General features: G+C 59.5%; 20 protein-coding genes and 2 pseudogenes. 18 read left to right on the top strand and 4 right to left on the bottom strand.

Annotation, left to right across the window (positions count from 1 at the left end):
* Window positions 1-73 precede the first annotated feature (73 nt).
* The 11 genes and pseudogenes from A9D14_RS14335 to A9D14_RS14385 all read left to right on the top strand — a co-directional run bounded on the left by A9D14_RS14335 (window position 74) and on the right by A9D14_RS14385 (window position 11,892).
* Window positions 74-1,438 (top strand): formimidoylglutamate deiminase, encoded by a 1,365-nt coding sequence (locus A9D14_RS14335; RefSeq protein WP_066849371.1) that lies wholly within the window; start codon window positions 74-76, stop codon window positions 1,436-1,438.
* A complete protein-coding gene (gene hutC, locus A9D14_RS14340) occupies window positions 1,435-2,130 on the top strand; it encodes a histidine utilization repressor (RefSeq protein WP_066849373.1) in 696 nt (231 codons plus the stop codon). Before A9D14_RS14335 ends, hutC begins: the two co-directional genes overlap by 4 nt.
* A 183-nt stretch (window positions 2,131-2,313) precedes the next feature.
* Complete coding sequence (locus tag A9D14_RS14345) at window positions 2,314-5,004, top strand: TonB-dependent receptor (protein WP_066849375.1); 2,691 nt, start codon at window positions 2,314-2,316, stop codon at window positions 5,002-5,004.
* Between the two features lie 14 nt (window positions 5,005-5,018).
* On the top strand, window positions 5,019-5,729 hold the full coding sequence (locus tag A9D14_RS14350) for a PepSY domain-containing protein (protein ID WP_066849379.1): 711 nt from the start codon (window positions 5,019-5,021) through the stop codon (window positions 5,727-5,729).
* Window positions 5,675-6,463 carry a PepSY domain-containing protein gene (locus A9D14_RS14355; protein WP_232469034.1) on the top strand — a complete coding sequence of 263 codons (789 nt, stop codon included), beginning with the start codon at window positions 5,675-5,677 and terminating at the stop codon, window positions 6,461-6,463. The genes A9D14_RS14350 and A9D14_RS14355 overlap by 55 nt, the downstream gene beginning before the upstream one ends.
* 99 nt (window positions 6,464-6,562) lie before the next feature.
* Window positions 6,563-7,384: pseudogene (locus tag A9D14_RS14360) on the top strand (IS5 family transposase).
* 358 nt (window positions 7,385-7,742) lie between these two features.
* Window positions 7,743-8,024 carry a hypothetical protein gene (locus A9D14_RS20490; protein ID WP_415877363.1) on the top strand — a complete coding sequence of 94 codons (282 nt, stop codon included), beginning with the start codon at window positions 7,743-7,745 and terminating at the stop codon, window positions 8,022-8,024.
* A gap of 256 nt (window positions 8,025-8,280) precedes the next feature.
* On the top strand, window positions 8,281-8,595 hold the full coding sequence (locus A9D14_RS19900) for a hypothetical protein (protein ID WP_198302097.1): 315 nt from the start codon (window positions 8,281-8,283) through the stop codon (window positions 8,593-8,595).
* Window positions 8,541-8,885: pseudogene (locus A9D14_RS14375) on the top strand (helix-turn-helix domain-containing protein); the annotation flags it as partial. The gene A9D14_RS19900 and the pseudogene A9D14_RS14375, both read left to right, overlap by 55 nt.
* Window positions 8,886-9,040: 155 nt before the next feature.
* Window positions 9,041-9,862, top strand: a complete 822-nt coding sequence (locus A9D14_RS14380; protein ID WP_066561326.1) for an IS5 family transposase — start codon at window positions 9,041-9,043, stop codon at window positions 9,860-9,862.
* A 596-nt stretch (window positions 9,863-10,458) separates the two neighbouring features.
* On the top strand, window positions 10,459-11,892 hold the full coding sequence (locus A9D14_RS14385; RefSeq protein ID WP_066850638.1) for an aldehyde dehydrogenase family protein: 1,434 nt from the start codon (window positions 10,459-10,461) through the stop codon (window positions 11,890-11,892).
* Window positions 11,893-11,910: 18 nt separating this feature from the next.
* On the opposite strand, the gene A9D14_RS19615 is transcribed toward A9D14_RS14385, so the two are convergent.
* Window positions 11,911-12,246: a hypothetical protein gene (locus tag A9D14_RS19615; protein WP_157668253.1), complete on the bottom strand. Its 336-nt coding sequence runs from the start codon at window positions 12,244-12,246 to the stop codon at window positions 11,911-11,913.
* On the opposite strand from A9D14_RS19615, the gene A9D14_RS14390 reads away from it, so the two are divergent.
* Window positions 12,233-13,327, top strand: coding sequence for an alcohol dehydrogenase catalytic domain-containing protein (locus A9D14_RS14390; RefSeq protein WP_066849390.1), 1,095 nt, complete (start codon window positions 12,233-12,235; stop codon window positions 13,325-13,327). The two genes, A9D14_RS19615 and A9D14_RS14390, sit on opposite strands and share 14 nt — an antisense overlap.
* A gap of 79 nt (window positions 13,328-13,406) precedes the next feature.
* On the opposite strand, the gene A9D14_RS14395 is transcribed toward A9D14_RS14390, so the two are convergent.
* Window positions 13,407-14,531 carry an aromatic ring-hydroxylating dioxygenase subunit alpha gene (locus A9D14_RS14395; protein ID WP_232469036.1) on the bottom strand — a complete coding sequence of 375 codons (1,125 nt, stop codon included), beginning with the start codon at window positions 14,529-14,531 and terminating at the stop codon, window positions 13,407-13,409.
* 329 nt (window positions 14,532-14,860) lie between these two features.
* Here A9D14_RS14395 and A9D14_RS14400 point away from each other — a divergent pair, with 329 nt between their 5' ends.
* From A9D14_RS14400 to A9D14_RS14415, 4 genes are read left to right on the top strand one after another with little or no spacing between them, the layout of a single operon-like run.
* On the top strand, window positions 14,861-15,997 hold the full coding sequence (locus tag A9D14_RS14400) for an acyl-CoA dehydrogenase family protein (protein WP_066776051.1): 1,137 nt from the start codon (window positions 14,861-14,863) through the stop codon (window positions 15,995-15,997).
* A 29-nt stretch (window positions 15,998-16,026) separates the two neighbouring features.
* Window positions 16,027-16,773, top strand: coding sequence for an electron transfer flavoprotein subunit beta/FixA family protein (locus A9D14_RS14405; protein ID WP_066849397.1), 747 nt, complete (start codon window positions 16,027-16,029; stop codon window positions 16,771-16,773).
* Entirely contained in the window at window positions 16,773-17,702 is a 930-nt protein-coding gene (locus tag A9D14_RS14410) for an electron transfer flavoprotein subunit alpha/FixB family protein (RefSeq protein ID WP_066850640.1), read from the top strand. The genes A9D14_RS14405 and A9D14_RS14410 overlap by 1 nt, the downstream gene beginning before the upstream one ends.
* Window positions 17,699-19,351, top strand: a complete 1,653-nt coding sequence (locus tag A9D14_RS14415; RefSeq protein ID WP_066849399.1) for an electron transfer flavoprotein-ubiquinone oxidoreductase — start codon at window positions 17,699-17,701, stop codon at window positions 19,349-19,351. Before A9D14_RS14410 ends, A9D14_RS14415 begins: the two co-directional genes overlap by 4 nt.
* A gap of 24 nt (window positions 19,352-19,375) precedes the next feature.
* On the opposite strand, the gene A9D14_RS14420 is transcribed toward A9D14_RS14415, so the two are convergent.
* Together A9D14_RS14420 and A9D14_RS14425 are read right to left on the bottom strand one after the other, a co-directional pair.
* Window positions 19,376-20,152 (bottom strand): SDR family NAD(P)-dependent oxidoreductase, encoded by a 777-nt coding sequence (locus A9D14_RS14420; RefSeq protein ID WP_066849401.1) that lies wholly within the window; start codon window positions 20,150-20,152, stop codon window positions 19,376-19,378.
* A 21-nt stretch (window positions 20,153-20,173) separates the two neighbouring features.
* Window positions 20,174-22,330, bottom strand: coding sequence for a TonB-dependent receptor (locus A9D14_RS14425; RefSeq protein WP_066849403.1), 2,157 nt, complete (start codon window positions 22,328-22,330; stop codon window positions 20,174-20,176).
* A gap of 374 nt (window positions 22,331-22,704) precedes the next feature.
* Between A9D14_RS14425 and A9D14_RS14430 the strand changes: the two genes are divergently transcribed.
* Window positions 22,705-24,018, top strand: coding sequence for a Rieske 2Fe-2S domain-containing protein (locus A9D14_RS14430; protein WP_066849406.1), 1,314 nt, complete (start codon window positions 22,705-22,707; stop codon window positions 24,016-24,018).
* A gap of 164 nt (window positions 24,019-24,182) precedes the next feature.
* Entirely contained in the window at window positions 24,183-25,115 is a 933-nt protein-coding gene (locus tag A9D14_RS14435; protein ID WP_066850641.1) for a PDR/VanB family oxidoreductase, read from the top strand.
* Window positions 25,116-25,139: the final 24 nt, after the last annotated feature.

A 25,139-nucleotide genomic window follows, 5' to 3' on the forward strand; every position in this document is an offset into this window, starting at 1 on the left:
GATTCCCGTGTTGCATAGCGTCGATTTAATGTATAGACAAAAATGACTTCATTTCATACGGTGAGGCAGGGATATGGTCCAACGACAAACACTGCATTTTGCCAGGGCCCTTCTTCCGGAGGGATGGCAAAACGAAGTCAGCGTCAGGATCACCGATGGCCTGATCACTTCCGTAGAAAGTGATTGTCCGGCGACTGAAGGCGTGGAGCAATATGCCATAGCCATCCCCGGAATGCCGAATCTGCATAGTCATGCCTTCCAGCGGGCGATGGCGGGCTTGGCAGAGCATGGCGGAGGCAACAGTGACAACTTCTGGAGCTGGCGCGAGTTGATGTATCGGCTTGCAGCAAAGATCGGGCCAGATGAACTGCGGATCATTGCCGCGATGGCGCAGATCGAAATGTTGGAATCAGGTTTCACCCGGGTGGCTGAATTCCATTACGTGCACCACACTGCCAATGGTGCAAGATTCAGCGATATTGCCGAAATGTCGAAAGCGATTTTCGCGGCCGCTGGCGAGACCGGCATTGGCATCACCCATTTGCCTGTGTTCTATGCGCACTCCGGTTTTGGAGGCATGCCACCGGCCGATGGACAGCGCCGCTTCACCAGCGACATCGACTTGTTCGCACGGCTATTAGAAAGTTGTAGGGCCGCGGCGAAAGCTTTGCCCGATGCAACTGTCGGCGTCGCACCCCACTCGTTGCGAGCAGTCACTCCTGCTGAAATCTGCTTGCTGCAGGAATTGGCCGGCGAGGCACCGATCCATATCCACATTGCCGAGCAAGTCCGCGAGGTTGAGGACTGTCAGGCAGCATTGGGTAGCACTCCGGTTCAATGGCTTTTGGATAATGCCAACGTGTCAGGGCAATGGTGCCTAGTCCATGCTACCCACGTCACAGAAGCCGAAGTGACGGGCGTGGCCCAGTCAGAAGCGGTCGTTGGGCTGTGCCCAATAACCGAAGCCAATCTGGGAGATGGAATCTTCCCCGCAAAGGACTTCGTCGAGGCTGGTGGTCGTTTCGGTATTGGCTCCGATTCGAATGTACGAATTGACATGCCCGAGGAATTGCGATTGCTGGAATATGGCCAGCGCCTTACCCATCGGTCCCGCAATGTATTGATTTCACAAGATTGTGCATCGACCGGCAGATTTCTCTTCCGATCCGCCGTAACGGGCGGCGCACAGGCCGTGGGCGTGGACGCAGGCCTGCGCCCAGGTGCGCCAGCCGACTTCGTCGCGTTGGATGCCGATGCGCTGCACCTTGGCCGGAATGAATTGGACAGTTCGCTGGACCAGCTGATTTTCGCCGTAGGCACCCGTGCGATCGACCGCGTATGGCGTCGCGGGCAATGCGTGGTTATTGGAGGGCAGCATGTTCAGCGCGAGCAGATTGAGGGGGAATACCGCAAGATGCTAACGGGATTGATGGCATGACGGCGCTGCATGAGCGCATTCGCACCGATATTGAGAAGAAGATCTTGGGCGGTGAGTTGAAGCCCGGCGATCGGCTTCCGATCGAACATGATCTGATGGCTGAATATGGCTGTTCCCGGATGACGGTGAACAAGGCAATCTCAGCTCTGGCAGCCGCTGGACTGGTGCAGCGAAAGCGAAAGGCGGGCACGTTTGTGGCGACGCCACAGGCCCATGCCATGGTTCTCGACATTCCCGATCTCGCCGACGAAGTGCGCGGACGCGGTCAGGCCTATCGCTATCGCCTGCTTCACCGCGAGGTCTGCAATGCAGCCAAGGTCGACGCTTCACTCGAAATCGAAGGCGACGTGCTTTGGACTGTTGGAGTGCATATGGCCGATGGCAAACCATTCGCCCACGAAAGTCGCGCCGTGAGCCTGTCTGCAGTGCCCGATATTGACGAGGCTGTCTTCGATCCAGAGGGGCCCGGCACTTGGTTGCTACGGCATGTCCCGTGGACGGAAGCCGAAACGCGCATTTCTGCAAGTGGCGCTATGGACGGCGAGGCGCAGGCGCTTCGCGTTCCGGAACAGACGCCCTGCCTCACCGTAACCCGGCGAACCTGGCGAGCAGACGAACATGTCACCGCAGTGAGGCAACTCTTCCTCGGCGGTTCGTACAGTCTTGTTGCTCATTTTGGCGCATCGCAGTAATAATATTACGCAAGCGCAATTTTAAAGCATTGCGATACATTCTAGACGACTGGATTATGCGTTCGCGCGCCTTGGAAAACAACAATTTGGCGGAAAATTCATGTATATACAACAAAATGGTTGACCGCTTGCCATGTGACTGTTTCTTTACGGCCCGGGTATCAGGCCAAGGGAGGCTCACACATGAATTTCAGAACTATCCTGCTCACCGGTAGCGCGCTTGCAGTGGCGGTTGTTGCACCTGCTCAGGCGCAGGATGGCAGCTCTGAAACAGACAGCCCTGCGGCTGAAGATACTGGTCAGATCGTCGTTACCGGTTCCCGCATCCGCCGGGCCGACATTGAAGGTGTCGGCCCCACCACCGTCGTCTCGGCCGAGGAAATCGAGAACACGGGCATCGTCAATGTGGAAACCCTGCTGCAGCGCCTTCCGGCAAACGCCGGTTTTGCGGGCAACCAGACATCCGCCTACTGGACCAGCAACGGTTGGGGCACCTCGCAGGTCAATCTTCGCGGCCTTGGCATCAAGCGCACGCTGGTTCTGCTGAACGGACGCCGCCTTGTCGCCGGTGGCACCGGGGCAAATTCATCCCCCGATCTCAACATGATCCCGGTCAACATGCTCGCCCGTATCGAAGTGCTGAAGGATGGCGCGTCGGCCGTTTACGGCGCGGATGCGATGGCCGGCGTGGTCAATCTCATTACCCGCACCGATTATGAAGGCATCAGCGTCGGCGGTCGCTATGGCATCAACGAGGAGGGCGATGGCGGCGATCTGACGCTCGATTTCCTTGGCGGGTGGCGCGCCGATGACGGCGGCATCATGATCGCGGCCAGCTATCAGAAGACCGACCCCGTCAACATGGCCAGCCGTGCGCCGTGCTCGCTGGCAGAGGTGACGCCTGGGCAGCTTTCGTGCGTCAACAGCGCCTCCACGATTGGTGGGCGCGCCGTCCTGCCTAATGGCCAGCAGATCAATTTCAACCAGGATCCCGACGGGGACGGCGACTTCTACGAACCCTACGATCCGGCGAAGCACAATTTCAATTCGGCCTACACGCTCAATGCCGTGAACCCGATCGAACGCTACAGCATCGGCGTGTTCGGAGACTGGGCGCTGGGCGACAGCATTGAGGCTTTCGGCGAATTCCTCTACACCAAGCGTGAAACCGACCAGATCGCAACGCCCGGTACACTTCGCAATCTGGCGATCCCGGCCAGCTTCCCAAGCAATCCGACGGGCGAGGACATCGTCCTGATCCAGCGCCGCCTTGCCGAAGCGGGGCCGCGCCAGTTCTTTCAGAACACCGAGACCTGGCAGGGCACGGGCGGTTTGCGCGGCGAAATCTCGAATGGCTGGAACTGGGAAGTGTCCGCCACCTGGGGCCGCAACACGGGCACAGACGGGCAAACCAATGTCGCCAATCTTGAGAATGTCAGAGATTCTATTGATCCCGCAATTTGTGGCACCGGCGGCGTTCCTTGCGCCGACTTCCTCGGTTACGGCGACCTGAACCCCGATGTGCTCGACTATATATTGACGACTCTTCGCGACACCGGAGGCAATGAACTCGTCTCTTTCAACGCAGACCTAACAGGCGAAATCGCCCAGTTGCCGGCTGGTCCTCTCGCCTTTGCGACCGGTGCCAACTATCGCGAGGAAAAGGGCTGGCGCGACCCTGATCCGCTGACAGTCGCAGGCATCGCGAACACCAACCAACAGGATCCCATCTCGGGCACCTCAAAGGTCAAAGAAGCCTATCTCGAGCTTTCGCTTCCAATCTTCGCCGACGCTCCTTTTGCTGAGGCTCTGACGCTGGATGGTGCCGTCCGCGTTTCGGATTACGACCTGTTTGGCACTGACTGGAACTACAAGCTCGGCGCTGACTGGGAAATCACCCGCGGTTTCCGCATGCGCGCCACCTATGGCACTGGCTTCCGCATTCCAAATGTCCCCGAACTGTTCGGCGGCGTTTCTGAAGGCAATCTGACCACCACCGATCCGTGTAGCGGCTATAGCACCAGCGGCAATGCCACATTGATCGCCAATTGCCAGGCTTCGGGTGTTCCGACCGGCTATACCCAGCTCGGCAATACGATCCTCACCACCCGTGGCGGCAATCCCGATCTTCAGCCGGAGAGCTCGACGACCTGGACGCTTGGCGCCGTCTTCGAACCGCGCGGCACTGTCCCCGGCCTGACGCTGACGGCCGACTGGTTTGACATCGACATCAAGGATGCCATCCGCGCCATTCCGGGGTCGACCAAGCTAGCGGTCTGCTACGCCAGCGAAAACCTGAGCAGCGAATTCTGCGACGATTTCACCCGTAGTCCGCTGACCGGAGAAGTGACCTATCTTTCGGCCCAGCCCATCAATACCGGCCGCGAGAAGATGAGCGGCCTCGATCTCGGCATGATCTATGACCGGGCGATCGGATCATTCGAGGTGTCGCTGAACCTGAATGTCACTTGGCTCAACGAATATACCGTATATCCGTTCGAAGGCGGAGAACCGATCCAGTTCGATGGCTTTATCGGTGGGGGCAACGGGGGTTACCCCGAATGGCGCGGCTACGGCGTATTGACTGTGGCGAATGGGCCGGTTTCTGGCACCTGGTCAACCCAATGGATCGGTTCGGCAACCGACTTCAACGCTGCGCCCGGCGATATCGGCTACAGCACGCCGGACGTGTTTTATCACAACGCTCAGCTGGCATTTGCGGTAAACGATGCGACCAGCTTCCGACTGGGTGTAGACAACGTCTTTGACCGCAGCGCTCCTTATATCCAAAGCTTTACCGACGCGAATACCGACACGATGACCTACGACCTGATGGGTCGCCGGTTCTATGTCGGCGTCCGCACCGGTTTCTGAACGGTAGGAACTAGATGAAGATACGTTGGCCTTCATTTGTCCGGCGCCTGCACAAATGGCTGGCGCTGGTCATCGGGCTACAGGTCGTGCTGTGGACGGCAACCGGTTTCTATATGGTTGTCGTCCACATCGAACGGATCCATGGCGACCATCTCGTCAAGCCGGTCGAGCGCCCTGTTTTTGATATGGGAAGTGCGATCGCACCTGCCACACTCCTTGAGACTGTGCCGAATGCGACCGACATCCGAAGTTCGTTTCTCCTTGGCCGGCCAGTCTGGCGCGTGACGGGTTCTGGCGGTGTGCAGCTTTTCGATGCCACCACCGGCGAGCCGATCCAGCCCGTCAGCGCCGAACAGGCGGAAGCGATTGCGCAAAGCCGCTATACGTCGGACGAAGCCGTCAGCTCTGTCCGCCTGCTGACCGAATCCCCAATGGAGATGCAGGGGCGTAAACCTCCGTACTGGCAAGTCACCTTTGATCGCTGGGACAGCCCTACCTTCTACATCTCCCCTGAGACAGGCGAACTGGTTTCGCGCCGCCATTCGCTCTGGCGCATCTTCGACTTCGCCTGGATGCTGCACATTATGGACTATGACGAACGCAGCGATGTGAACAATCTGCTGCTGCGAACCAGCACCTGGCTTGCCGTGGCGATGGCGCTCAGCGGGGCATGGCTACTGGTTTGGGCATTCCCGCGCCGACGCAAGAAGAAGAAAAAAGCATGAAGCGTATTCGGTTCACCCCTCTCTTCTTCCGCCGCATCCATAAATGGGTCGGCCTGATATTGGGCATCCAGTTCATCCTGTGGTCGATCAGCGGCGCGATGATGGCCATCATCGACATGGAAGACGTACGTGCCCAGCCTCCGGTCATCGAGCACCCCATTGTCACCGGAGGACTAATTGAGCCCGATCAGATTGGCCTTGAAGATTCCATTGATAGCTTTCGGCTACATATGTCGGAAGGCCGGCCGATCTATCAATTAGCTGGTAATGGCGTGGTCCGTCTATTTGATGCCACCACCGGCGACTCTATCGTGGTCGATGAGGCGCTCGTCCGTCAGCGCGCCGCTTTGATCAATGGTGCGACGATCCGTTCGGTCAGTCTGCTCGACGCACCCAATCTCGAAGCGCGTGAGTTCGACGGCCCGATGTGGCGCGTCGATTTCAACGATGCTGAAAATACCAGCGCCTATTTCGCTGCTGACACCGGCCACCTCCTGATAGCCCGCGGCGATGGCTGGCGTTTGTGGGACTTCTTCTGGATGCTCCACAACATGGACTACGTGAACAGAACCAGCTTCAATCATCCGCTGATCATCGCGGTGGCTTTTGGTGTCCTGTTCCTGTCCGGTACCGGATTTTACCTCTTGTTTAAATCATTCACCCGCCGCGATTTCAAATGGCTCAAGAGATCGATGTCGAAGCAATCCAAATCACCAGCACCAACCTCCGGCTAGTGCTCGGCACTAAGAGGCTGTTTGGAAAAGCGGCTGAAGGGGTTGCGCCGGGGCTAGCTGTCTGATTGTGCTTTGCACGCCTTCGGCTCCAGGCTCTGCATGTGGACCCAGCAGAGCCGAGGGCGAATGGCCCGGATTGCCAAGAAGACAAAGCGCTACCCCAGTGACCTGACCGATGAGGAATGGGATCGCCTGGCACCGTTGATGCCCAAGCCGGGGCGCCGAGGCCGTCCCCGCGAGGTGGATTTCCGCGAGGTCGTCAGTGCGGTCCGCTATCTTGTTCGGTCGGGTTGTGACTGGCGCATGCTGCCGATCCATTTCGGGGCGTGGCAGACGGTCTACGGTTGGTTTCGCGACTTGGCGCGCAAGTTCCTGTTCCAGACGAACCACGACATTGAGATGATGCTGGATCGTGAGCGCCAAGGGCGGGAGGCGAGTCCGAGCGCTGCGGTGATCGACAGCCAGTCGGTCAAGACGCCATCGGCAGAAACGCGCGGGTTTGATGCTGGAAAGAAGGTTGTCGGGCGCAAGCGGCACATCGCCGTCGATACCGATGGCCGGTTGCTGATGGTGAACCTCACCACCGCAGACATTTCGGACACCGCGGGCGCCCACACCATCCTCGACGGCATCCGCAAGCGATGGCCCTAGGTAAAGCATCTCTTCGCTGATGGCGCCTATGACCGCCTCAAGCTCATGGACAAATCCAGATATCTGGATTTCGTTATCATGGTCATCCGCCAAAGCGATCAGCAGCAAGGCTTCAAGGTGCTGCCTCGGCGATGGGTCGTCGAGCGGACCTTTGGCTGGATGATCCGGTGGCGCCGATTGGTCCGCCTCTACGAGAAGCGCATCGACGTCTCACACGCCATGATCCTCGTCGCCTTGGGCAATCTCCTACGTCGAAACGCTCATCCCTGATTTTCCAAACGGACTCTAAGAGGTTGTCCGATAAGAAGGATTATTAGACAAGTTCTACGGTGTCGCAGCTTTGGGTGACGAAGCGCGCTGCCACTCTGAGGAAAATAGGCGCCGGGTTACCATTGCGCTGAAAATCGGATTGCATGGCGCCGATGCCTGGCTATCCGTTCGTCGAGAATAAAGTGTGACGGCGTCGACTGGCCGGAACGCTGTTTTCGCTGGCCGACGCCTTTCAAGGACCCGGTCGGCTAGCCAGCCGGACGCCGAAGCCGATGAGAAATCATCACCGCCAACAGGGCGCAATGGCGCTGACGATGAAGACCGATCGCACCCCCGGCACGAACATCTCGTCCGGCTGGTGATTAGCGAAAACCGGCATCACGACGAACACATCGCCACCGTCCAAGATCTGAGGAGCCGCAACTCGAGCGTGATCGACCAGCTTGCGGAGATATTGATAAAGGGTGAGGCGGCAGGCGTATACCGTTCCAGTATCGACCCTTTCGACCTGCATGCGAATATATCCTCGCTCAGCTTCTACAACATGTCGACCCGCCATCCTTCTCTGCATAATCTCGTCGTCGGTTCGCCGCGCCCGCCGTCAGGGCGAAACGACTGCATCAGATCGTGCAATGCGTGATGCGCTAGGTCGCCAAAGACTGAACGTCTGGGCCCCGCCTGCCAATTACGCGCAGTTAGATGCTTACTGGAGGATTGGGTGCACTGGGCCGACACGAGATTGTGCACTCTGCTACAGCGCAATCGGGCGTGGATCGGCATAAGGTCGAGCAAGAGGATCCATCTAAGAGAGGCGCTTGATGAACCTGCCCGGTCGCAGCAGCACGCATTCCATTACGAAGAGGAACTGCATCCGGCTCCGGGGGCCACGGGCGATCTTGCTGGCGGCGACCTGCTGCGCGGCGATTGCGGGCACCGGCCTGCAGGGCGCGACGCAGTCGTCTGCGGGATCGGCATTACCGGGCGCGGCGAAGCAGCTTGTGGAGACGACCTGTGCGGGGTGCCATTCCTTTGCGCTTGCCACTTCGCGCGGGCGCACGCCGGGCGAATGGAACGATATCGTCCAGCAGATGATCGGGCTGGGCGCGCCGCTGGGCCCCGAACAGGCGCAGACCGCGACCGAATATCTTGCCGCCACCTGCGCAGGCTCGTCCAATCGCTCACCAATCGAGGTGTTCGGATTGAGTTCGTGAAGGAAAGCCTGGCAATCACCGGCGAAGATTCTCCCATGGCCAACCTGATACTTTCAGTCATGGGCGCGTTCGCCGAATTCGAGCGCGCTTTGATCCGAGAACGACAATGCGAAGGCATCGCTGTCGCCAAGCAACGTGGCGCTTATCGCGGACGAAAACGGTCCCTGTCCGACGAAATGATCGCTGAGTTGCATCGCCGCGCCGCCGCCGGTGAGCGCAAGGCAGCCATCGCACGCGAACTGGGTATCAGCCGTGAAACGCTATACCAGTATCTCCGCGCCGCCACCTGACGCCCATGTTCGCATTATGTCCGGCAAGTCGTTGTCTGGCGCACAAACCCTAAGAGCCTGATCCGAAATTAAGTTGAGTGGTATCAGCTGGTTAGCTTGACGCTTACCCAAGTCGTTGATTCAGCGGTTTTGCAACGAACCAAAGGAAATCAACGATGTGGACCGACACCACTCGCGCACTGTATGCCCGCGCGGAACTGGCATTGCCAAGTGATTTGACCGATGCCGAATGGGCGGTGCTGGAGCCGTTCTTCCCGCCACCTTCTCATGTTGGCCGCCCTCGCAAGTGGCCGCTGCGGCGGATTGTCGAAGCGATCCTGTATCTGCTGCGGGGCGGACTGCCATGGCGGATGCTACCGCCCTGCTTTCCGCCAGTCTCGACGGTGCGGCGCTGGTTCTACCTGTGGCGTGATAACAGGCTGTGGCTGTCGCTCAATCATGTCCTGTTGCTGATCGGGCGCGAAGCTGTAGGCCGCGAGGCGTCGCCAAGCGCCGGAGTGATCGACAGCCAGAGCGTCAAAACCACGGAAAGTGGCGGCCCACGGGGCTATGACGCAGGCAAGAAGATCAAGGGACGCAAGCGCCACATCCTCACCGACACCGATGGAAATCTCGTTCATGCGGTAATCCACACCGCCGACATCCAGGATCGTGATGGCGCACCGCTGGTGCTCGCCGAAATCATCCATCGCTTCCCGTGGCTACGGCATGTCTTCGCCGATGGCGGATATGCTGGCGACAAGCTCCGTCAGGCGTTGCGCAGGGTTGGTAAGTGGACCATCGAAATCGTCAAACGGTCCGACAAAGCAAAGGGCTTTGTGGTTCTCCCACGCCGCTGGGCTGTCGAGCGCACTTTGGCATGGCTCAACCGAAACCGGCGTCTCGCAAAGGACTTCGAGCAGACCATCGCCTCGGCAACCGCGTGGCTGTTCATCGCATCGATCCAGCTCCTCACGCGCCGCATCACAAGGCTATGAAATCACATCGGTTAGTTTTGAATCAGACTCTAAGGTGACGCCCAATACAGGTCGCTCATACTCAGTCTCCTCGCGGAGCCTGGAGCCCAAGGCGTGCAAAGCACAATCATATCGTCGCCTGCAAATCAATGGGTCCTGAGCTTAGGTGGCCAACGATATTCGAATCACTGCTGACTATTCAAAAAGTGAAGCAAGCCTCGACATTTGCCTTAAGAAAACGGCTTAAAGCCGTGATTTTTGCCCTGAAAAGCCAATATTGGTCCGACCTTTCAAACATATTGCCGATCCGAAAATCGATCATTACGTATTAGCTATACGCACACTGAGAGATGCGTAATCGATGAGAGGTTTGGCATCACCCATTCCCCGCATTCGAGATGAGCGAACAGCGTCGACCATCGTGACGAGACTCGCTGGCTAAGCACTGTCTGACCGATGGTGTTTGATGCGGCGCGCCGGTCAGACGGTTGCAACGAAAAAAGACTAATGAGCTGGCAAATAGTGCCTGCGAGATGGAGAGAGCTATGAACGAAACGGCTTTTGCGCAGACGCTGCATGGTAAAAAAGGGCACGAAGTCCACCTTCCACGCAATCGCATGCTGATCGGCGGAGAATGGACCGAGAGCGCCGATGGGCAATGCATCGATGTGGAGGATCCGGCCACCGCCGAAATCTTCACCCGCGTCCCGGCAGGTTCCGCCGAGGATATTGACCGTGCTGTTAGCGCCGCGCGAAAGGCATTTGAGTCTGCAAGCTGGGCGCGCATGCGTCCGCTCGACCGCGGCAAGATAATCGAGAATATCGCCCGCAAGATCGAGGAGCACGCCGGCGAACTGGCACTTCTGGAAAGTTACGACAACGGCAAGGCGGTGCATCACGCGCTAGCCGTCGACGTGCCGGCGGCGATCGACATTTTTCGCTACATGGCGGGCTGGACGTCCAAGATCGGCGGGCAGGTCAATCCGATTTCCGGCGACGGGCAGCAATACCACAGCTATTCCGTGCGCGAGCCAGTGGGCGTGGTCGGCCAGATCGTGCCATGGAACTATCCGCTGGCGATGGCCGCGTGGAAGATTGCCCCGGCTCTGGCGGCAGGCTGCACGATCGTCCTGAAACCCTCGGAAGTTACGCCGCTGACCGCGCTTCGGCTGGCTGAACTCGCGCTCGAGGCCGGTTTGCCCGAAGGCGTGCTCAACGTGGTCACGGGGTACGGTCAGGATGCCGGGCAGGCTTTGGTCGCACATCCCGGCGTGGACAAGATCGCCTTCACCGGTTCGACAAGGGTCGGCAAGCAGATCGTGCGCACCGCTGCCGATGATCTGAAACGCGTGACTTTGGAGCTCGGCGGTAAATCGCCTTCGCTGATCTTTGCCGATGCGGACCTCGAAAAGGCTACGCTCGGCGCCGCGCTCGCCATCTTTTTCAATTCGGGGCAGGTGTGCCTCGCCGCCTCGCGCCTGTTCGTCGAACGATCGGTCTATGATCAGGTGGTCGAGGGCATCGCAAAGGTGGCGCAAGGCTTCAAGCTGGGTCATGGCCGTGATCCGGAAACGATGCTGGGGCCGCTGGTGTCGCGTGCGCAGCAGATCCGCGTGCTCGACTATATCGAACAGGGCCGGCAGTGCGGCGCCGAAGTCGTCACCGGCGGCGGGACCGGCGGCAAGGACGGCTATTTTGTAGAGCCGACGATCTTCGCCAATCCGAACCGCGATGCCAGCATCGTGCGCGAAGAGATCTTCGGTCCGGTTCTTGTCGCGACGCCGTTCGACGATGTCGAGGAGGTGGTGAAGGCTGCCAATGACACGCGCTTTGGGCTGGCGGCCAATATCTGGACCCGCGATCTTTCGCGCGCGCATCTTACCGCACGTCAACTGCAGGCCGGCGTGGTCTGGATCAACACCCACGGCATGAACGATCCTTCCGCGCCTTTTGGCGGCGTGAAGGAATCCGGCTGGGGCCGCGAGGTCGGGGAAGAGGGCTTGCTGCACTACACCGAGACCAAGACGGTGACCGCTCTGCTTGGCGAATGAGCGCGAACATGGCTGCCTTCACAACAGGAAAAGAAGGGAGACATGAGTGAATGAGTTGTTTTTCGACGTGTTTGGCGGCGTGTAGGCAGCGTGCTCACCGCTGCGATCGCCATGCGACGATGGCCAGGACGCAGAAAGACTCGTTCGAAGACACAGTTCCGTGAATTGGAACGATCTGCGTGAAAAGCTTCCCGCATGCGCCGAATGCGCAACGTTTAAATTCGCGATCGGCCAACGCGACCAGATGGTCGAGTGCTGCCGCAATCCAAAGGCGATTGAGGATACGACCATGATCGTCGGGCCGATTTGCGCCTGACGCAGAAGGATCAAGGAGAAGAACGTGAAGGCTGCCATACTCAATAACCTGGACGGTACGTTTCAGGTCGGCGAAATCGAAATCGACGAACCCCGCGACCACGAGGTGCTGGTCGAGGTGAAGGCATCGGGCCTTTGCCATTCCGATCTTCACTTTGCCGAGACCGATTTCGGCGTGCCGCTTCCCGCCGTGTTGGGGCACGAACTGGCCGGCGTGGTCATCGCGGTCGGTCCCGAAGTGCGCGAATTCGAGATTGGCGACCATGTCGTCGGCTCGCTTATCCAGTTCTGTGGTCATTGCCGCGCCTGCAATTCGGGCAAGACCTATCAATGCACCCATCCAGAAGAAACGCTGCGCGCCGATGAGGGTGAGAAGCCGCGCCTGCGAGGTGAGAGCGGGGCCGTCACGCAAGTTTTCGGTACGGGTGCCTTTGCGGAAAAGGCGCTGGTGCATGAAAACCAGCTTGCCAAGGTGCCAAAGGAACTGCCGTTCGCACAGGCCTCGCTGCTGGGCTGCGGCACGATCACCGGGGCAGGTGCAGCGATCAATACCGCTTCTGTCCGCCCGGGCGATACGGTTGCCGTGATCGGCATTGGCGGCGTCGGGCTTAACGTTATTTCGGGTGCGAAGCTGGCTGGCGCAGGGCGCATTGTGGCGATCGACATGCAGCCAAGGAAGGAAGAGCTTGCCCGCAAGTTCGGTGCGACCGATTTCATCGATGCGTCTTCCGGCAATTCTGTCGAAGCGTTGCGCACGCTTATACCGGGCGGCGCGGATCACGTTTTCGAGGTCGTGGGCATCAAGGCTACATCGGAGCAGGCGATCCAGATGGCCCGCAAGGGCGGGGGCGCCTATATGATCGGGGTCCATGCGCCGACATCGACCATCGATGTCAATGTCACGGTCGACCTGTTGACCAATCAGGTTGATCTCCGCGGTGTCTATATGGGTTCGACTAATATCAAGCAAGACATCCCGATGTATGCCCAGCTGTACTTGCAGGGTAAGCTCAACCTCGATGACCTGATCTCGCGCGAGATCGGGATCGAGGAGATTAATGAGGCCTATACGGAGCTGAAGGGCGGTGCGATCGCCCGCAGCGTGATTACCTCGTTCTGATCGAAGCGTTCATCATGTGCAAAAGAAAAGGAGCGGTGCTGAAGCGCCGCTCCTTTTTAGTGGGGCAGAATCTTTTCCGTCAGGCCGCCATGCCCTGACCTTCTTCAGCCTCAGCCATAGCGCTGAGCAGGCGGCGAGCCTGGTTCACGGCGCCGTCGCTGGCAATGCCGACGAAGGTACGACCAGGATCGTCATTGATCCGTTCCTGCTGTAGCGCCAGCGTCTGTTCGTCTTCGGTGATCGTGTCGAAGAACTGATCGAAAAGCTTGTCAGGCACGCCGGTCGCCGGATCGGCCGTGGTGCAGATAGTCCACAAATAATGGCTGGTCGTTTCCGTTTCGGGCGTGATGAAATGGTTGTTCGCCAGTTCAAAGCCATTGTCGCGGCGGCCTTCATAGGCGCCGGTCCCCGCATCGCAGCCACCCGCATTGACGCGCAGGGTCATGCCCCGGGCCGGTTCGAAGCGCACTTCCTGCCAGCGATCGACGCGTCCCTTGAAGCCGCCCGCGTCGATATAGGAACGCGGCGGGACCGAATTGGGCATCTTGCGCAGAAGTTCCACGCGCTTGCCGTCGAACTCTACCTTGGTTTCCGCGCCATAATGCTGTTCGGGGTTACCGCCGATCGTGCCCGCGTGGATGTAAGGCACATGGGTCAGGTCCATGATATTGTCGACGATAAGCTGCCAATCGGCATTCACCGGGAAATTATAGGGTCGCCACGTCCACTTTGGATCGTTGTGTTCCGGACTGTCGATGATCTGTGCGGGATCGGCCAGTTCGGCATCGCCCATCCAGATCCAGATCAGATGATCCTTTTCGACAACCGGATAGCTGCGCACATTGGCGGCAGGCGGAATACGTTCCTGATTAGGAATGCGCGCGCACTTGCCGTCGGCTTCGAATTCGACTCCGTGATAGGCGCAGCGGATGCGACAACCGTCTACGTGGCCGGAACTGAGGGGCATCGCACGGTGACTGCACCGGTCTTCCAGTGCGGCGATTTTGCCGTCTTCGGTGCGAAAGAGGACGACCGGTTTGTTCAGGAGCTTGCGGGCGAGTGTCTTGCCCGACTCGATCTCGGCGGCGAAGGCAGCGACATACCAGGTGTTCTTGATGAACATGAATCTCTCCAGATAATTCCTGCCGATCTGAGCGGCACTGTTCTGATCTGTATTTTCAGTATGCTGCCATGCTGCGCGCAAGCCAATTCCAATAGCATAATGCCATAAGATTTTCGGGATGGAGGGGGCATGAAATTCAGCGCCGTTGTCGTGTGTAGGCGGGCGAGGCGCAATTTCACGGGTTCTGAATGGTATTTGCGAAATTGAATAATTTCGATTTGCTTAGATAATAAACCTACTAATTTCAATACGTTGATTGGCCGCCGGCAACGCAATTTTTCTCTAGCAGCCGGTTTGGAACGGCGCTCGCTTTGTCGCCTGCCTCAGATTGGCCGACATCACTCTTGCAATGGTAGGACCATTATGCTTTTTCAGCGTTGAGAGTGATCGAAACATCTGAAAGGCACATCATGGACTTCGAACTTCCCGATGAGATCAAGGATTTCTGCGAGGCGACAAAGGCCATCGTCAACGACCTGCTGCCGCTGGAGCGCGAATTCGTTGAGACTGGCGTGGTCCCGCCGATCGTTCGTCAGACCCTAGTCGATAACGGATATTTCGGCATGGCCTTGCCCGAGGAATATGGCGGCCTTGGGCTTGGCGCTCTGGCGCAGGCTGCGGTGCAGATCGAGCTTGCGCGCCTTCCCCCCCAATTCTGGACCGAAATTCGCCCACTGATGGGTCCGGGCGCGAAGAACATCGCCTATCACTGCACTGAAGCGCAGAAGGAGATGCTGATCCCGGGAATGGCAACTGGCGAAATTCCGGTAGCCTTCGCTCTCACAGAGCCGGGTTCGGGGTCTGATCCCGGTTCAATGCGCACCACCGCGACGCGCAATGCCGATGGCTGGGTGATCAATGGATCGAAGACCTATATCTCGAACGGCAAGAACGCGAAATTTGTCACGGTCTATGCCTACACGGACAAGAGCGCAGGTGCTCGCGGCGGCATCTCGGCCTTCTTGATGCCGGCGGATACGCCGGGCTTTTCGGTGTCGGGCGTGATCGAGCTGATGGGTACTTCGCCGGCCGTGTACGAACTGACATTCGATGAATGTCAGGTGCCTGCCGACGCTCTGATCGGCGAAGAGGGCAAGGGCTTCAGCTATGCGCTTGAATGTTTGAACGAAGGCCGCATGAATGTTGGCGCGACGGCAGTGGGAATGGGCGAATATGCGCTCGAACTTGCGACTGAAGAAGCGAAAGTGCGCCCGGCGTTCGGCAATGTCATCGCCGATTTTCAGGCAATTCGCCATTATCTGGCCGGTATGGCGACCGACATGCGTGCCGCGCGCCTGATCCTGCTCGATGCCGCATGGCGCTATGATCAGGGCGAAAAGCGCCGCGAACTGGCTTCGATGGCGAAGCTGTTCGCGACCGAGGCGGGTGGCCGTACGGTCGATACCGCGCTGCAGATTTATGGCGGCGCGGGCTATTGCAAGGGCTATGCGATCGAACGGCTCTATCGCGATATCCGCATCACGCGGATTTATGAGGGTTCTTCGGAAATCCAGAAGAACACCATCGCAAAAGAACTGCTGCGCTGATTCACCTCTGCATTGAATAGGATAGGCTTATGAAGGCCCTGGTGCCCGTGAAGCGGGTTATTGACTATAACGTGAAGCCGCGTGTGAAAGCGGACGGCTCGGGCGTGGATCTTGCGAACGTGAAAATGAGCATGAACCCGTTTGACGAGATCGCGGTGGAAGAAGCGATCCGGCTGAAGGAAGCGGGCAAGATCGACGAGATCGTGGCCGTCTCCATCGGCCCGGCGAAGGCGCAGGAGACGCTGCGCACGGCGCTGGCGATGGGCGCGGATAGCGCGGTGCTGGTCGAGACGGACGACACCGTGGAGCCGCTCGCGGTGGCGAAGATCCTGAAGGCCGTGGCCGCAGAGGTCGAACCGGGCCTCATCATCCTGGGCAAGCAGGCGATCGACGATGATGCGAACCAGACCGGCCAGATGCTGGCTGCGCTGATGGATCTGCCGCAGGGCACCTTTGCATCGAAGGTCGAGGTCGAGGGTGACAGCGTCAGCGTGACCCGCGAAGTCGATGGCGGGCTGGAGACGGTGAAGCTGTCGCTGCCTGCGATTATCACCACCGATTTGCGCCTGAACGAGCCGCGCTATGCTTCGCTGCCCAACATCATGAAGGCGAAGAAGAAGCCTCTCGAGACCAAGACCCCGGCCGATTACGGCGTGGATATCGCGCCGCGCCTGAAGACGCTGACCGTCGCCGAACCGCCGGTGCGGCAGGCGGGCATGAAGGTCGCCGATGTCGATGAACTGGTCGCCAAATTGAAGAACATGGGAGTCGCATGATGAAGACGCTCGTTTATGTCGATCACGACAGTGCCAATCTGGGCGATGCGACCCTCGCCACCGTCACTGCCGCCTCGAAGCTGGGCGAAGTGCACCTGCTGGTCGCGGGCGCGGGCTGCGGCGCGGTGGGCGAAGCCGCAAGCAAGATCGCGGGCGTGGGCAAGGTCCATGTCGCCGACGATGCAGCCTTTGAACACCAGCTGGCCGAGAATGTCGCGCCGCTTGTCACCTCGCTGATGGATCATCATGACGCGGTGCTGTTCCCGGCCACGACCACCGGCAAGAACATCGCGCCGCGCGTGGCGGCGCTGCTCGATGTCATGCAGATCAGCGACATCCTCTCGGTCGAGGGCGAGAAGACCTTCACGCGTCCGATCTATGCGGGCAACGCGATTGCGACCGTTGAATCGACCGATGCGAAGCTGGTCATCACCGTACGCGGCACTGCCTTCGACAAGGCCGAGGCCGAGGGCGGATCGGCTGCCATCGAGGCGGTCGCCTCCACCGGCGATGCGGGCAAATCCAGCTTCGTCGGCGCCGAGATCGCCAAGAGCGAACGCCCGGGACTGACCAGCGCCAAGATCATCGTGTCGGGCGGCCGCGCGCTGAAGGACAGCGAAACCTTCGAAAGCGTCATCATGCCGCTCGCCGACAAGCTCGGCGCGGGCGTGGGCGCATCGCGTGCTGCCGTGGACGCGGGCTATGTCCCCAACGACTACCAGGTCGGCCAGACCGGCAAGATCGTGGCACCGGAAGTCTATATCGCCATCGGCATCTCGGGCGCGATCCAGCACCTTGCGGGGATGAAGGATAGCAAGACCATCATCGCCATCAACAAGGACGAAGACGCACCCATCTTCCAGGTCGCTGACATCGGCCTCGTCGCGGATCTGTACAAGGCCGTGCCGGAGTTGACTGAAGGCCTATGACCACACGCGAATCCATGCCTTATGATGTCGTCATCGTCGGTGGCGGCGTTGCGGGATTGGGCGCCGCGATCCGGCTGAAGCAGGTGAACGCGGATCTTGAAGTCTGCGTGCTTGAGAAGGGATCGGAGATCGGGGCGCATATATTGTCGGGCGCGGTGGTCGATCCCAAGGCGCTGGACGAGCTGCTGCCCGACTGGCGCGATGACGATTGCCCGATGGCCGAGACCCCAGTGACCGATAACTGGCACTGGACCCTGTCGGCCAAGGGCAAGTTCGCCATGCCGCACATCATGATGCCGCCCTTTATGTCGAACGATGGCAATTACACCGGTTCGCTGGGCAGCCTGTGCCGCTGGCTTGCCGAAAAGGCCGAAGGGCTGGGCGTGGAAATCTTCCCCGGCTTCCCGGCGGCCGAGGTGCTTTACAACGATGACGGTTCGGTCAAGGGCGTTGCGACCGGCGACATGGGCGTGGCCGCCGATGGCAGCCACAAGCCGGACTATCAGCCCGGCATGGAGCTGCACGGCAAATATACGCTGTTTGCCGAAGGCGCGCGCGGGTCGCTGACCAAGCAGTTGAAGGCGAAATTCGACCTTGAGGCCGATTGCGAGCCGCAGGTCTATGGCCTTGGCATGAAGGAATTGTGGGACATCGATCCCAAGAAGCACGTTCCGGGCCGCGTGCTCCACACGCAGGGCTGGCCGCTCTCTGAGAACGACGCATGGGGCGGCGGCTTCCTCTACCACCAGGCGAACGGTCAGGTGGCCTTGGGCTTCGTTGTCGCATTGGATTACAAGAACCCCTATCTCTACCCGTTCGAGGAATTCCAGCGCTGGAAGCAGCACCCGGAAATCCGCGCCATTCTCGAAGGCGGCAAGCGCGTGTCATACGGCGCGCGCGTCATCAACGAAGGCGGCTGGCAGTCGGTGCCGAAGCTCACCTTCCCCGGCGGCGCCTTGATCGGGTGCAGCGCCGGCTTCGTCAACGTGCCGCGCATCAAGGGCAGCCATACCGCGATGAAGTCGGGCATGCTGGCGGCCGAGGCCGTTGCCGCGGCCATCGCCTCTGACCGCGCAGGTGACGAGGTCGTCGATTACGAGACGACCCTGCGTTCGAGCTGGATCGCGGACGAATTGCAGAAGGTGAAGAACGCCGAGCCTGCGGTTGCCAAGTTCGGCGGCGCGATCGGCACCATCGTCGCGGGCGCGGACATGTGGATGCGCACTTTGAAGATCGGCCTGCCGATCACGATGAAGCACCACCGCGACTGCGACCAGACGATGCGGGCGGATCTGTTCAAGCCGATCCAATACCCCAAGCCTGATGGCGTGATCAGCTTCGACCGGCTGTCATCGGTCTTCCTGTCGAACACCAATCACGAGGAAGACCAGCCCTGCCATCTTCAGCTCAAGGACCCGGATGTTCCGCTGAAGATCAACCTGCCGGTCTATGCCGGGCCTGCGGCGCGTTACTGCCCGGCGGGGGTGTATGAATATACCGGTCTCGACGAAGAGGGCGCAGAGCTCAAATTCGTGATCAACGCGCAGAACTGCGTCCACTGCAAGACCTGCGACATCAAGGACCCGACCCAGAACATCAACTGGGTCACCCCCGAAGGCGGCGGCGGGCCCAATTATCCCAATATGTGAGCGGGCGGCACTCGCTGGATGTAGTCAGCGGACGTAAAGTCCGCCGTTCATGTCCAGCGTTGCCCCGACGAAAAAGCCGCCGCGGTCTGATGCCAGCAGGGCCGTCGCTGCGGCAATCTCGCTGACCTCCATGAAGCGACCGATCGGGACCTTGCCTTCCACCATGGCGATCTGTTCGTCCGACAAACGAGCCTTCGCCGTGGCGATGGGGCCGGGGGAAATCGCATTCACCGTGATCCCCTTGTCGGCCAGCAATTGCGCGAAATATTTCGTCAGCATGATCGCGCCGGCCTTGGATGAGGCATAATGCGGCGAAGCAACCGTGCCGCCGTTTTGCCCTGCCAATGAGGTGATATTGACGATTCGGCCATAGCCGTTTTCCGTCATGTGATCCTTGAAGACCTGGCAGCCCAGAAAAACGCTGCGCATGTTGATGGCGACGATCTCGTCGAATTCCTCTGGCGTGATGTCGTCAACCGGTGTGCGCTTTGCAAAGCCGGCATTGTTCACCAGAATATCGACCTTGCTCCATTTGGCGATGACGGCATCGCGTCCGGCGATGAAATCATCCTTGCTGCGTACGTCGAGCGAGACCACCATAACGCTCTCGCCCGAAGGGTCGAGGGACCCGGCGACGGCCGAAGCCGCCGCCAGGTCGATATCGCAGATCGCAACATTTCCGCCCCCCGCGTGAATTTCGCGGCATATGGCCTCGCCAACGCCCTTGGCGCCGCCGGTTACCATCGCAGTCCGCCCTTCGAACGAGAAGGAGCCGGGCTGGGGGATTTCATTAAGGGTCATGTCGCGATCCAGTTCCTTGACTTAGTACTTGTAGCCCAGCGTCACGCCATAGCTGCGCGGGGTATTGGTGAAGATCTTCCAGTACCGGGACTGACCCGTCGGAACGACGAGGAAGGCCGTAATGTCGTCGGCATGCATGATCTGGAAATTATTGGTCAGGTTCTTGCCCCACAGACCAAGGTTCCAGCGCCCATCGGCACTTTCATAGTTCAGACGCGCGTTGAGCGTGCGCCCGCGCGTGTCGTCATACAGGTTCTGCCAGGCCGAGAGATTATTCGCGTCATCGGTGGAGATGCGCGAAGAATAGTTGAATTCGACCTGCGGCGTCAGGATCGCGCCATTGGGCAGATAGGCATCGTATTTGGCGCGCGCCAGGAACGAGTGCTTGGGCGCATATTTCGCCGGATTGCCCGAATAGTCGACATTGACCAGCGGGTCGTAGAGCGACGTATATTCGCCATCGAGATAGGTGTAGTTGAAGGTCAGCTGCAGCCCGTCGACCGGACGAAGCTTAGATTCAAGTTCCATGCCCTGCATCTTCAGCGTGCCGTTGAACGTGTGCGCCACGCCGCCCGCGCCCGAGAAGTTCTGCAGATCCTTCGTTTCCTGGTCGAACAGCGCGACGTTGAGGTCAAGCATATTGCCGAACAGGCGGGTCTTCGCGCCGATTTCGAAGTTGCGCGCCTTTTCCGGATCCAGCGGGATGGTCGGGTTAAGATAGGCATTGTCGACGAAACCGCCCGATTTGAAGCCCTTGGCATAGGTTGCATACAGGTTCACGCCATCCATCGGCTCGTACTTGACGGTGAAGCGCGGAGTGAACGCGTCCCAGCTTTCACCGCCCGAGGCTTCGACGTCGCCCGGAAAGCCAAGGCCGGGGATGCCATCAGGATCGGTGGTCGAAAAGGCGCGGTAGTCGATCGACTTCTTGTCTTTCGTGTAACGGCCACCGGCAACGACCGAGATTCGGTCGGTTACTTCGAAGGTCAGTTCTCCGAAGATTGCGTAGGACTTGACCTTGCCGTCCTGAATGCGGGTGATGTTCGAGACATCCGGGTTGGTGCGGATGCGTCCGTCGAACACGCTTTCTGGCAGCGGGCTGTAATAGAAGATGTTCGTCGTCGAGACATCGGCGTTGAGGTAATAGACGCCCACCACATAGGACAGGCGATTGGGTGCGGACGCATAACGCAGTTCCTGCGTGAAGCTGCGATTCTTTACGTCCTGCCGACGGTCGAAAACGGGCACGACCGTTCCGACGGGAATGTCGTCGTTGATCGCGTGGCTGTCGTTCATGCGATAGCCGGTGATCGCGGTCAGCGTACCGCCCATCAGGTCAAGATCACCGCGCAGGTAACCGCCCCGCAGGCGCTGCCTGTATGGTGAGGGGGCGTAGTCGTTATTCGTCCACTCGTCATTGGTGAAATCGCCGAAGGTATCGGGCACAACCTGATCGCCGCCAATGCCCAGATGGATCGAACCGGCATTGCCCTTGGTATAGGAATAATCCCCAGCCAGAACGATCTCGAGCGTGTCTGTCGGGGTGAACAGCAGTTTGCCGCGCATGGCATAGCCATCGGTCTCGCCGTAATTGCCGGGCTGGTTGGGGGTCTTGATCAAACCGTCGGAGCGCTCGGTCGAGAATGCGAAGCGGGCGGCCAGCTTGTCTTCCACGACGGTGCCGTTGACGACGCCTTCGGTGCGGAAATAGCCGCCATTGCCGCCGGTGACCTGCAACGAATACTCGTCGCCGAATTCGGGGTTGTTCGTCACGACCGCGATGGCGCCACCCACGACGTTGCGGCCGAACAGCGTGCCCTGCGGCCCGCGCAGCACCTCGACACGGTTAACGTCATAGAAGTTCGCGTTCAGGTCGTTGTTGAACACGTAATAGATGTCATCCTGGAAATAGGCGACGGGCGTGTCGAGTGTCGCGGTGCGAAAGGTCGACACATTGCCGCGGATCGAAAGGATCGAAAGCGACTTGTCAGACGTGTTGACGGTGATGCCGGGAAGCTCGGTGGTGAGCGCGGTCGGGCTGAAGACCTGCTGTTCGGCAAGGTCCGCGCCGCCGAACGCAGCGATCGAGAAGGGAACGTCGCGCACAGTCGATTCGCGGCGTTGAGCGGTCACGATGATTTCCTGCGTGTCGTCCCGGCGGACAGGCCCCTCAGTCATCTGATCGGAGTCCTCATCACCTACCGAATCCGATGATGCCGTGGTTGGTGCGTCCTGTGCGAATGCGGGCGTGGCAAAGCAGGCCGCGATGGCAAGGCATGACGTAAGTGTCTGAATATAGTTCTTCATTTCTGGTCTTCTCTCCCTGAAGCCGATTGAACGATTGTGTTCTGGAGCGCAGAAAGAGCGATGAAGAGAAATAATAGCAATAGCATCGTCCCTATTTTCGAATGGTACAACCATATTCCGATTGGGGCTGTGGCGGCAGAACATTTAGCTCGGAATCGAAATGCCGTCCGGACATCCGGGTGCAAGCGGGGGGCGACCGGGGGTCGGCCCAGCACAATGACAGAACCAGAAACTGTGAGGATCAAATGCAGACCAAGGACAGCGAAGACCTGACCCGCGTGGGCCCGGGCACCGTCATGGGTACATTCATGCGCCAATATTGGGTGCCGGCTTGCCTTTCATCGGAGCTGGTAGCCGATGGCGATCCGGTTCGCTTGATGATCATGTGCGAAAAGCTGATTGCCTTCCGTGACAGCAAAGGCCGCGTCGGCATAATGGACCACCGCTGCCCTCACCGTTGCGCCTCGCTCTTCATCGGCCGTAACGAGGAAAGTGGTATTCGCTGTGTCTATCATGGCTGGAAATTCGACGTTGACGGCAAGTGCGTCGACATGCCCTCGGTTCCTGCCCGCATGGACTTCAAGGAGCGTGTCCACGCCAAGGCCTACAAGACCTATGAGGCGAATGGACTGATCTGGGTGTACATGGGTGCCGATCAGGACAATCCTCCGCCGCACCCGCAGATCGAGGCTGCGATGCATCCCGATGCCGAGATCTGGTGTCTGCAGCGCGACTGCAACTGGCTCCAGGCGCTGGAAGGCGACATCGACACCAGCCATGTCGGCTTCCTCCACGTCGGTTCCTTGAAGGCCGAGGATCTGGACGAGGATCACCCGATGCGTCCGACCGTCCTCAACCGCGCGCCGGAATATGAAGTCGCGCAGTCCGACTGGGGCGTGATGTATGGCGGCTATCGTCCGAACGACGACGGGCAGATGTCATGGCGCGTGGCGCATTACATGTTCCCGTTCTGGACGCAGACACCCAATAATCGCTTTGCCACCCGCGCCATCGCCCGCGCTTGGGTTCCGATCGACGATGAACACTCGATGCTGTTCGACATCACCTGCGGCAGCGATGCGGGCAACCCTGCCTATACCTCGACGCTGAAGGACGGCACGCCGCTGTTCGACGTGATCAGCTATGCGCCCAACACCACCGACTGGTACGGCCGCTGGCGCTCGACCGACAGCGAAGCGAACGATTGGGCGATCGACCGCGATTCCCAGCGCAACGGCACCCAGTTCACCGGCATTCCGAACATCACCATGCAGGATCAGGCCGTGACCGAGAGCATGGGGCCGATCACCGACCACAGTTTCGAGAACCTGGCCCCGACCGACCAGATGATCGCGCGTGTCCGTCGCCGGGTTTTGATGGCCGCGCGCGCCGTGGCCGAAGGCAAGGCGCCCGCACCCGGCGCGCAGGAACCGGAAGTGTTCTACAATGCGCGAGCCGGTTCCTTCCTGCATAACCCCGATGACAGCCTTGCCGGTGCCTATGAAACCGCGCTGTCCAAGGCAACGCGCTGGGGCAAGGAGGTCGAGGCGGCCGAATAAGGCCCCACGGCTTCGGCTCCAGTTTCCGGTCAGCAAATTTCGGGGCCGGTGAAGGTCCGTCGTTTCGGGAGAGAACGATGCGAGATGTAGAGGACATGCAATACGCGGGCGAGGTCGAGACCCCCGAGATCGACGACACGCCTGCGTATGGGCAAGGAAGTACCATGAAAGCCAGAATCAAGAAGATCGAATGGGAAGCGGACGGGATCAACTCCTACTTCCTGACCACGCTCGACGGGCAGGACATGCCCGCATTCGAACCGGGCGCGCATGTCGATGTCCAGCTCAAGCCGGGTCTGACCCGCAGCTACTCGCTGGTCAACGATCCGAAAGAACGCCGCTATTACGAGATCGCGGTCCACCATGCGATCGACAGCCGCGGTGGATCGCGCCACATTCACGAGGTGTGGCGCGTAGGCGAAATCGTCGAGATCTCGGCGCCAAAGAACAATTTCCCGATGCACGAAGATGCCGCGCATACCGTGCTGATCGCGGGCGGCATCGGCGTTACCCCGATGCTGCCGATGATCGCGCGGCTTGAGGATCTGGGAAAAAGCTGGGAGCTGCATTACGTGGCCGCCACGCCCGAGCGTGCCGCCTATGTCGACCGGATTGCCGCTTTTCCCAATGCGAAGATCGTGTTCGACGGGATCGAGGGCGGGGCAAAGCTCGACCTTGCAGGGCTGAGCGAAAGCGCGCCCGGCGATGCCCATCTGTATTGCTGCGGTCCGGGCGGGATGCTGGATGCCTTCGTCGCGCTTAACAAGGGGCGTCCTTCCGAGAACGTCCATATCGAATATTTCTCGGCCGAGACCGAAATCGCGACCGATGGCGGCTATGCGCTTGAACTGACGCGCAGCGGCAAGACCATTACCGTGGCCGAAGGCGAGACCATGCTCGATGCGCTGCTGACGGCGGGTGTCGATATCGGCTTTGCCTGTTCGGAAGGCGTGTGCGGCACCTGTCAGGTCAAGGTGCTGGACGGCGTGCCCGATCACCGCGACCACTTCCTGACCGACGAAGAGAAGGCGGCAAACACTTCGGTGATGGTCTGCTGCTCCGGCTCGTTCTCATCGAAATTGGTGCTCGACATCTAACAGAGCATCGATCCCGGTTTGATA

The organism is Croceicoccus marinus (assembly GCF_001661675.2).
Classification (GTDB): domain Bacteria; phylum Pseudomonadota; class Alphaproteobacteria; order Sphingomonadales; family Sphingomonadaceae; genus Croceicoccus; species Croceicoccus marinus.

Coding starts and splice junctions, on each gene's coding strand:
- A9D14_RS19615 (WP_157668253.1), bottom strand. CDS start 12,246: ATGGCAGCCTTCACGTTCTTCTCCTTGATCCTTCTGCGTCAGGCGCAA.
- A9D14_RS14400 (WP_066776051.1), top strand. CDS start 14,861: ATGGACTTCGAACTTCCCGATGAGATCAAGGATTTCTGCGAGGCGACA.
- A9D14_RS14335 (WP_066849371.1), top strand. CDS start 74: ATGGTCCAACGACAAACACTGCATTTTGCCAGGGCCCTTCTTCCGGAG.
- A9D14_RS14435 (WP_066850641.1), top strand. CDS start 24,183: ATGAAAGCCAGAATCAAGAAGATCGAATGGGAAGCGGACGGGATCAAC.
- A9D14_RS14420 (WP_066849401.1), bottom strand. CDS start 20,152: ATGACCCTTAATGAAATCCCCCAGCCCGGCTCCTTCTCGTTCGAAGGG.
- A9D14_RS14385 (WP_066850638.1), top strand. CDS start 10,459: ATGCTGATCGGCGGAGAATGGACCGAGAGCGCCGATGGGCAATGCATC.
- A9D14_RS14350 (WP_066849379.1), top strand. CDS start 5,019: ATGAAGATACGTTGGCCTTCATTTGTCCGGCGCCTGCACAAATGGCTG.
- A9D14_RS14345 (WP_066849375.1), top strand. CDS start 2,314: ATGAATTTCAGAACTATCCTGCTCACCGGTAGCGCGCTTGCAGTGGCG.
- A9D14_RS14410 (WP_066850640.1), top strand. CDS start 16,773: ATGAAGACGCTCGTTTATGTCGATCACGACAGTGCCAATCTGGGCGAT.
- hutC (WP_066849373.1), top strand. CDS start 1,435: ATGACGGCGCTGCATGAGCGCATTCGCACCGATATTGAGAAGAAGATC.
- A9D14_RS14415 (WP_066849399.1), top strand. CDS start 17,699: ATGACCACACGCGAATCCATGCCTTATGATGTCGTCATCGTCGGTGGC.
- A9D14_RS14355 (WP_232469034.1), top strand. CDS start 5,675: ATGGCTACTGGTTTGGGCATTCCCGCGCCGACGCAAGAAGAAGAAAAA.
- A9D14_RS14430 (WP_066849406.1), top strand. CDS start 22,705: ATGCAGACCAAGGACAGCGAAGACCTGACCCGCGTGGGCCCGGGCACC.
- A9D14_RS14380 (WP_066561326.1), top strand. CDS start 9,041: ATGTGGACCGACACCACTCGCGCACTGTATGCCCGCGCGGAACTGGCA.
- A9D14_RS14405 (WP_066849397.1), top strand. CDS start 16,027: ATGAAGGCCCTGGTGCCCGTGAAGCGGGTTATTGACTATAACGTGAAG.
- A9D14_RS14425 (WP_066849403.1), bottom strand. CDS start 22,330: ATGACTGAGGGGCCTGTCCGCCGGGACGACACGCAGGAAATCATCGTG.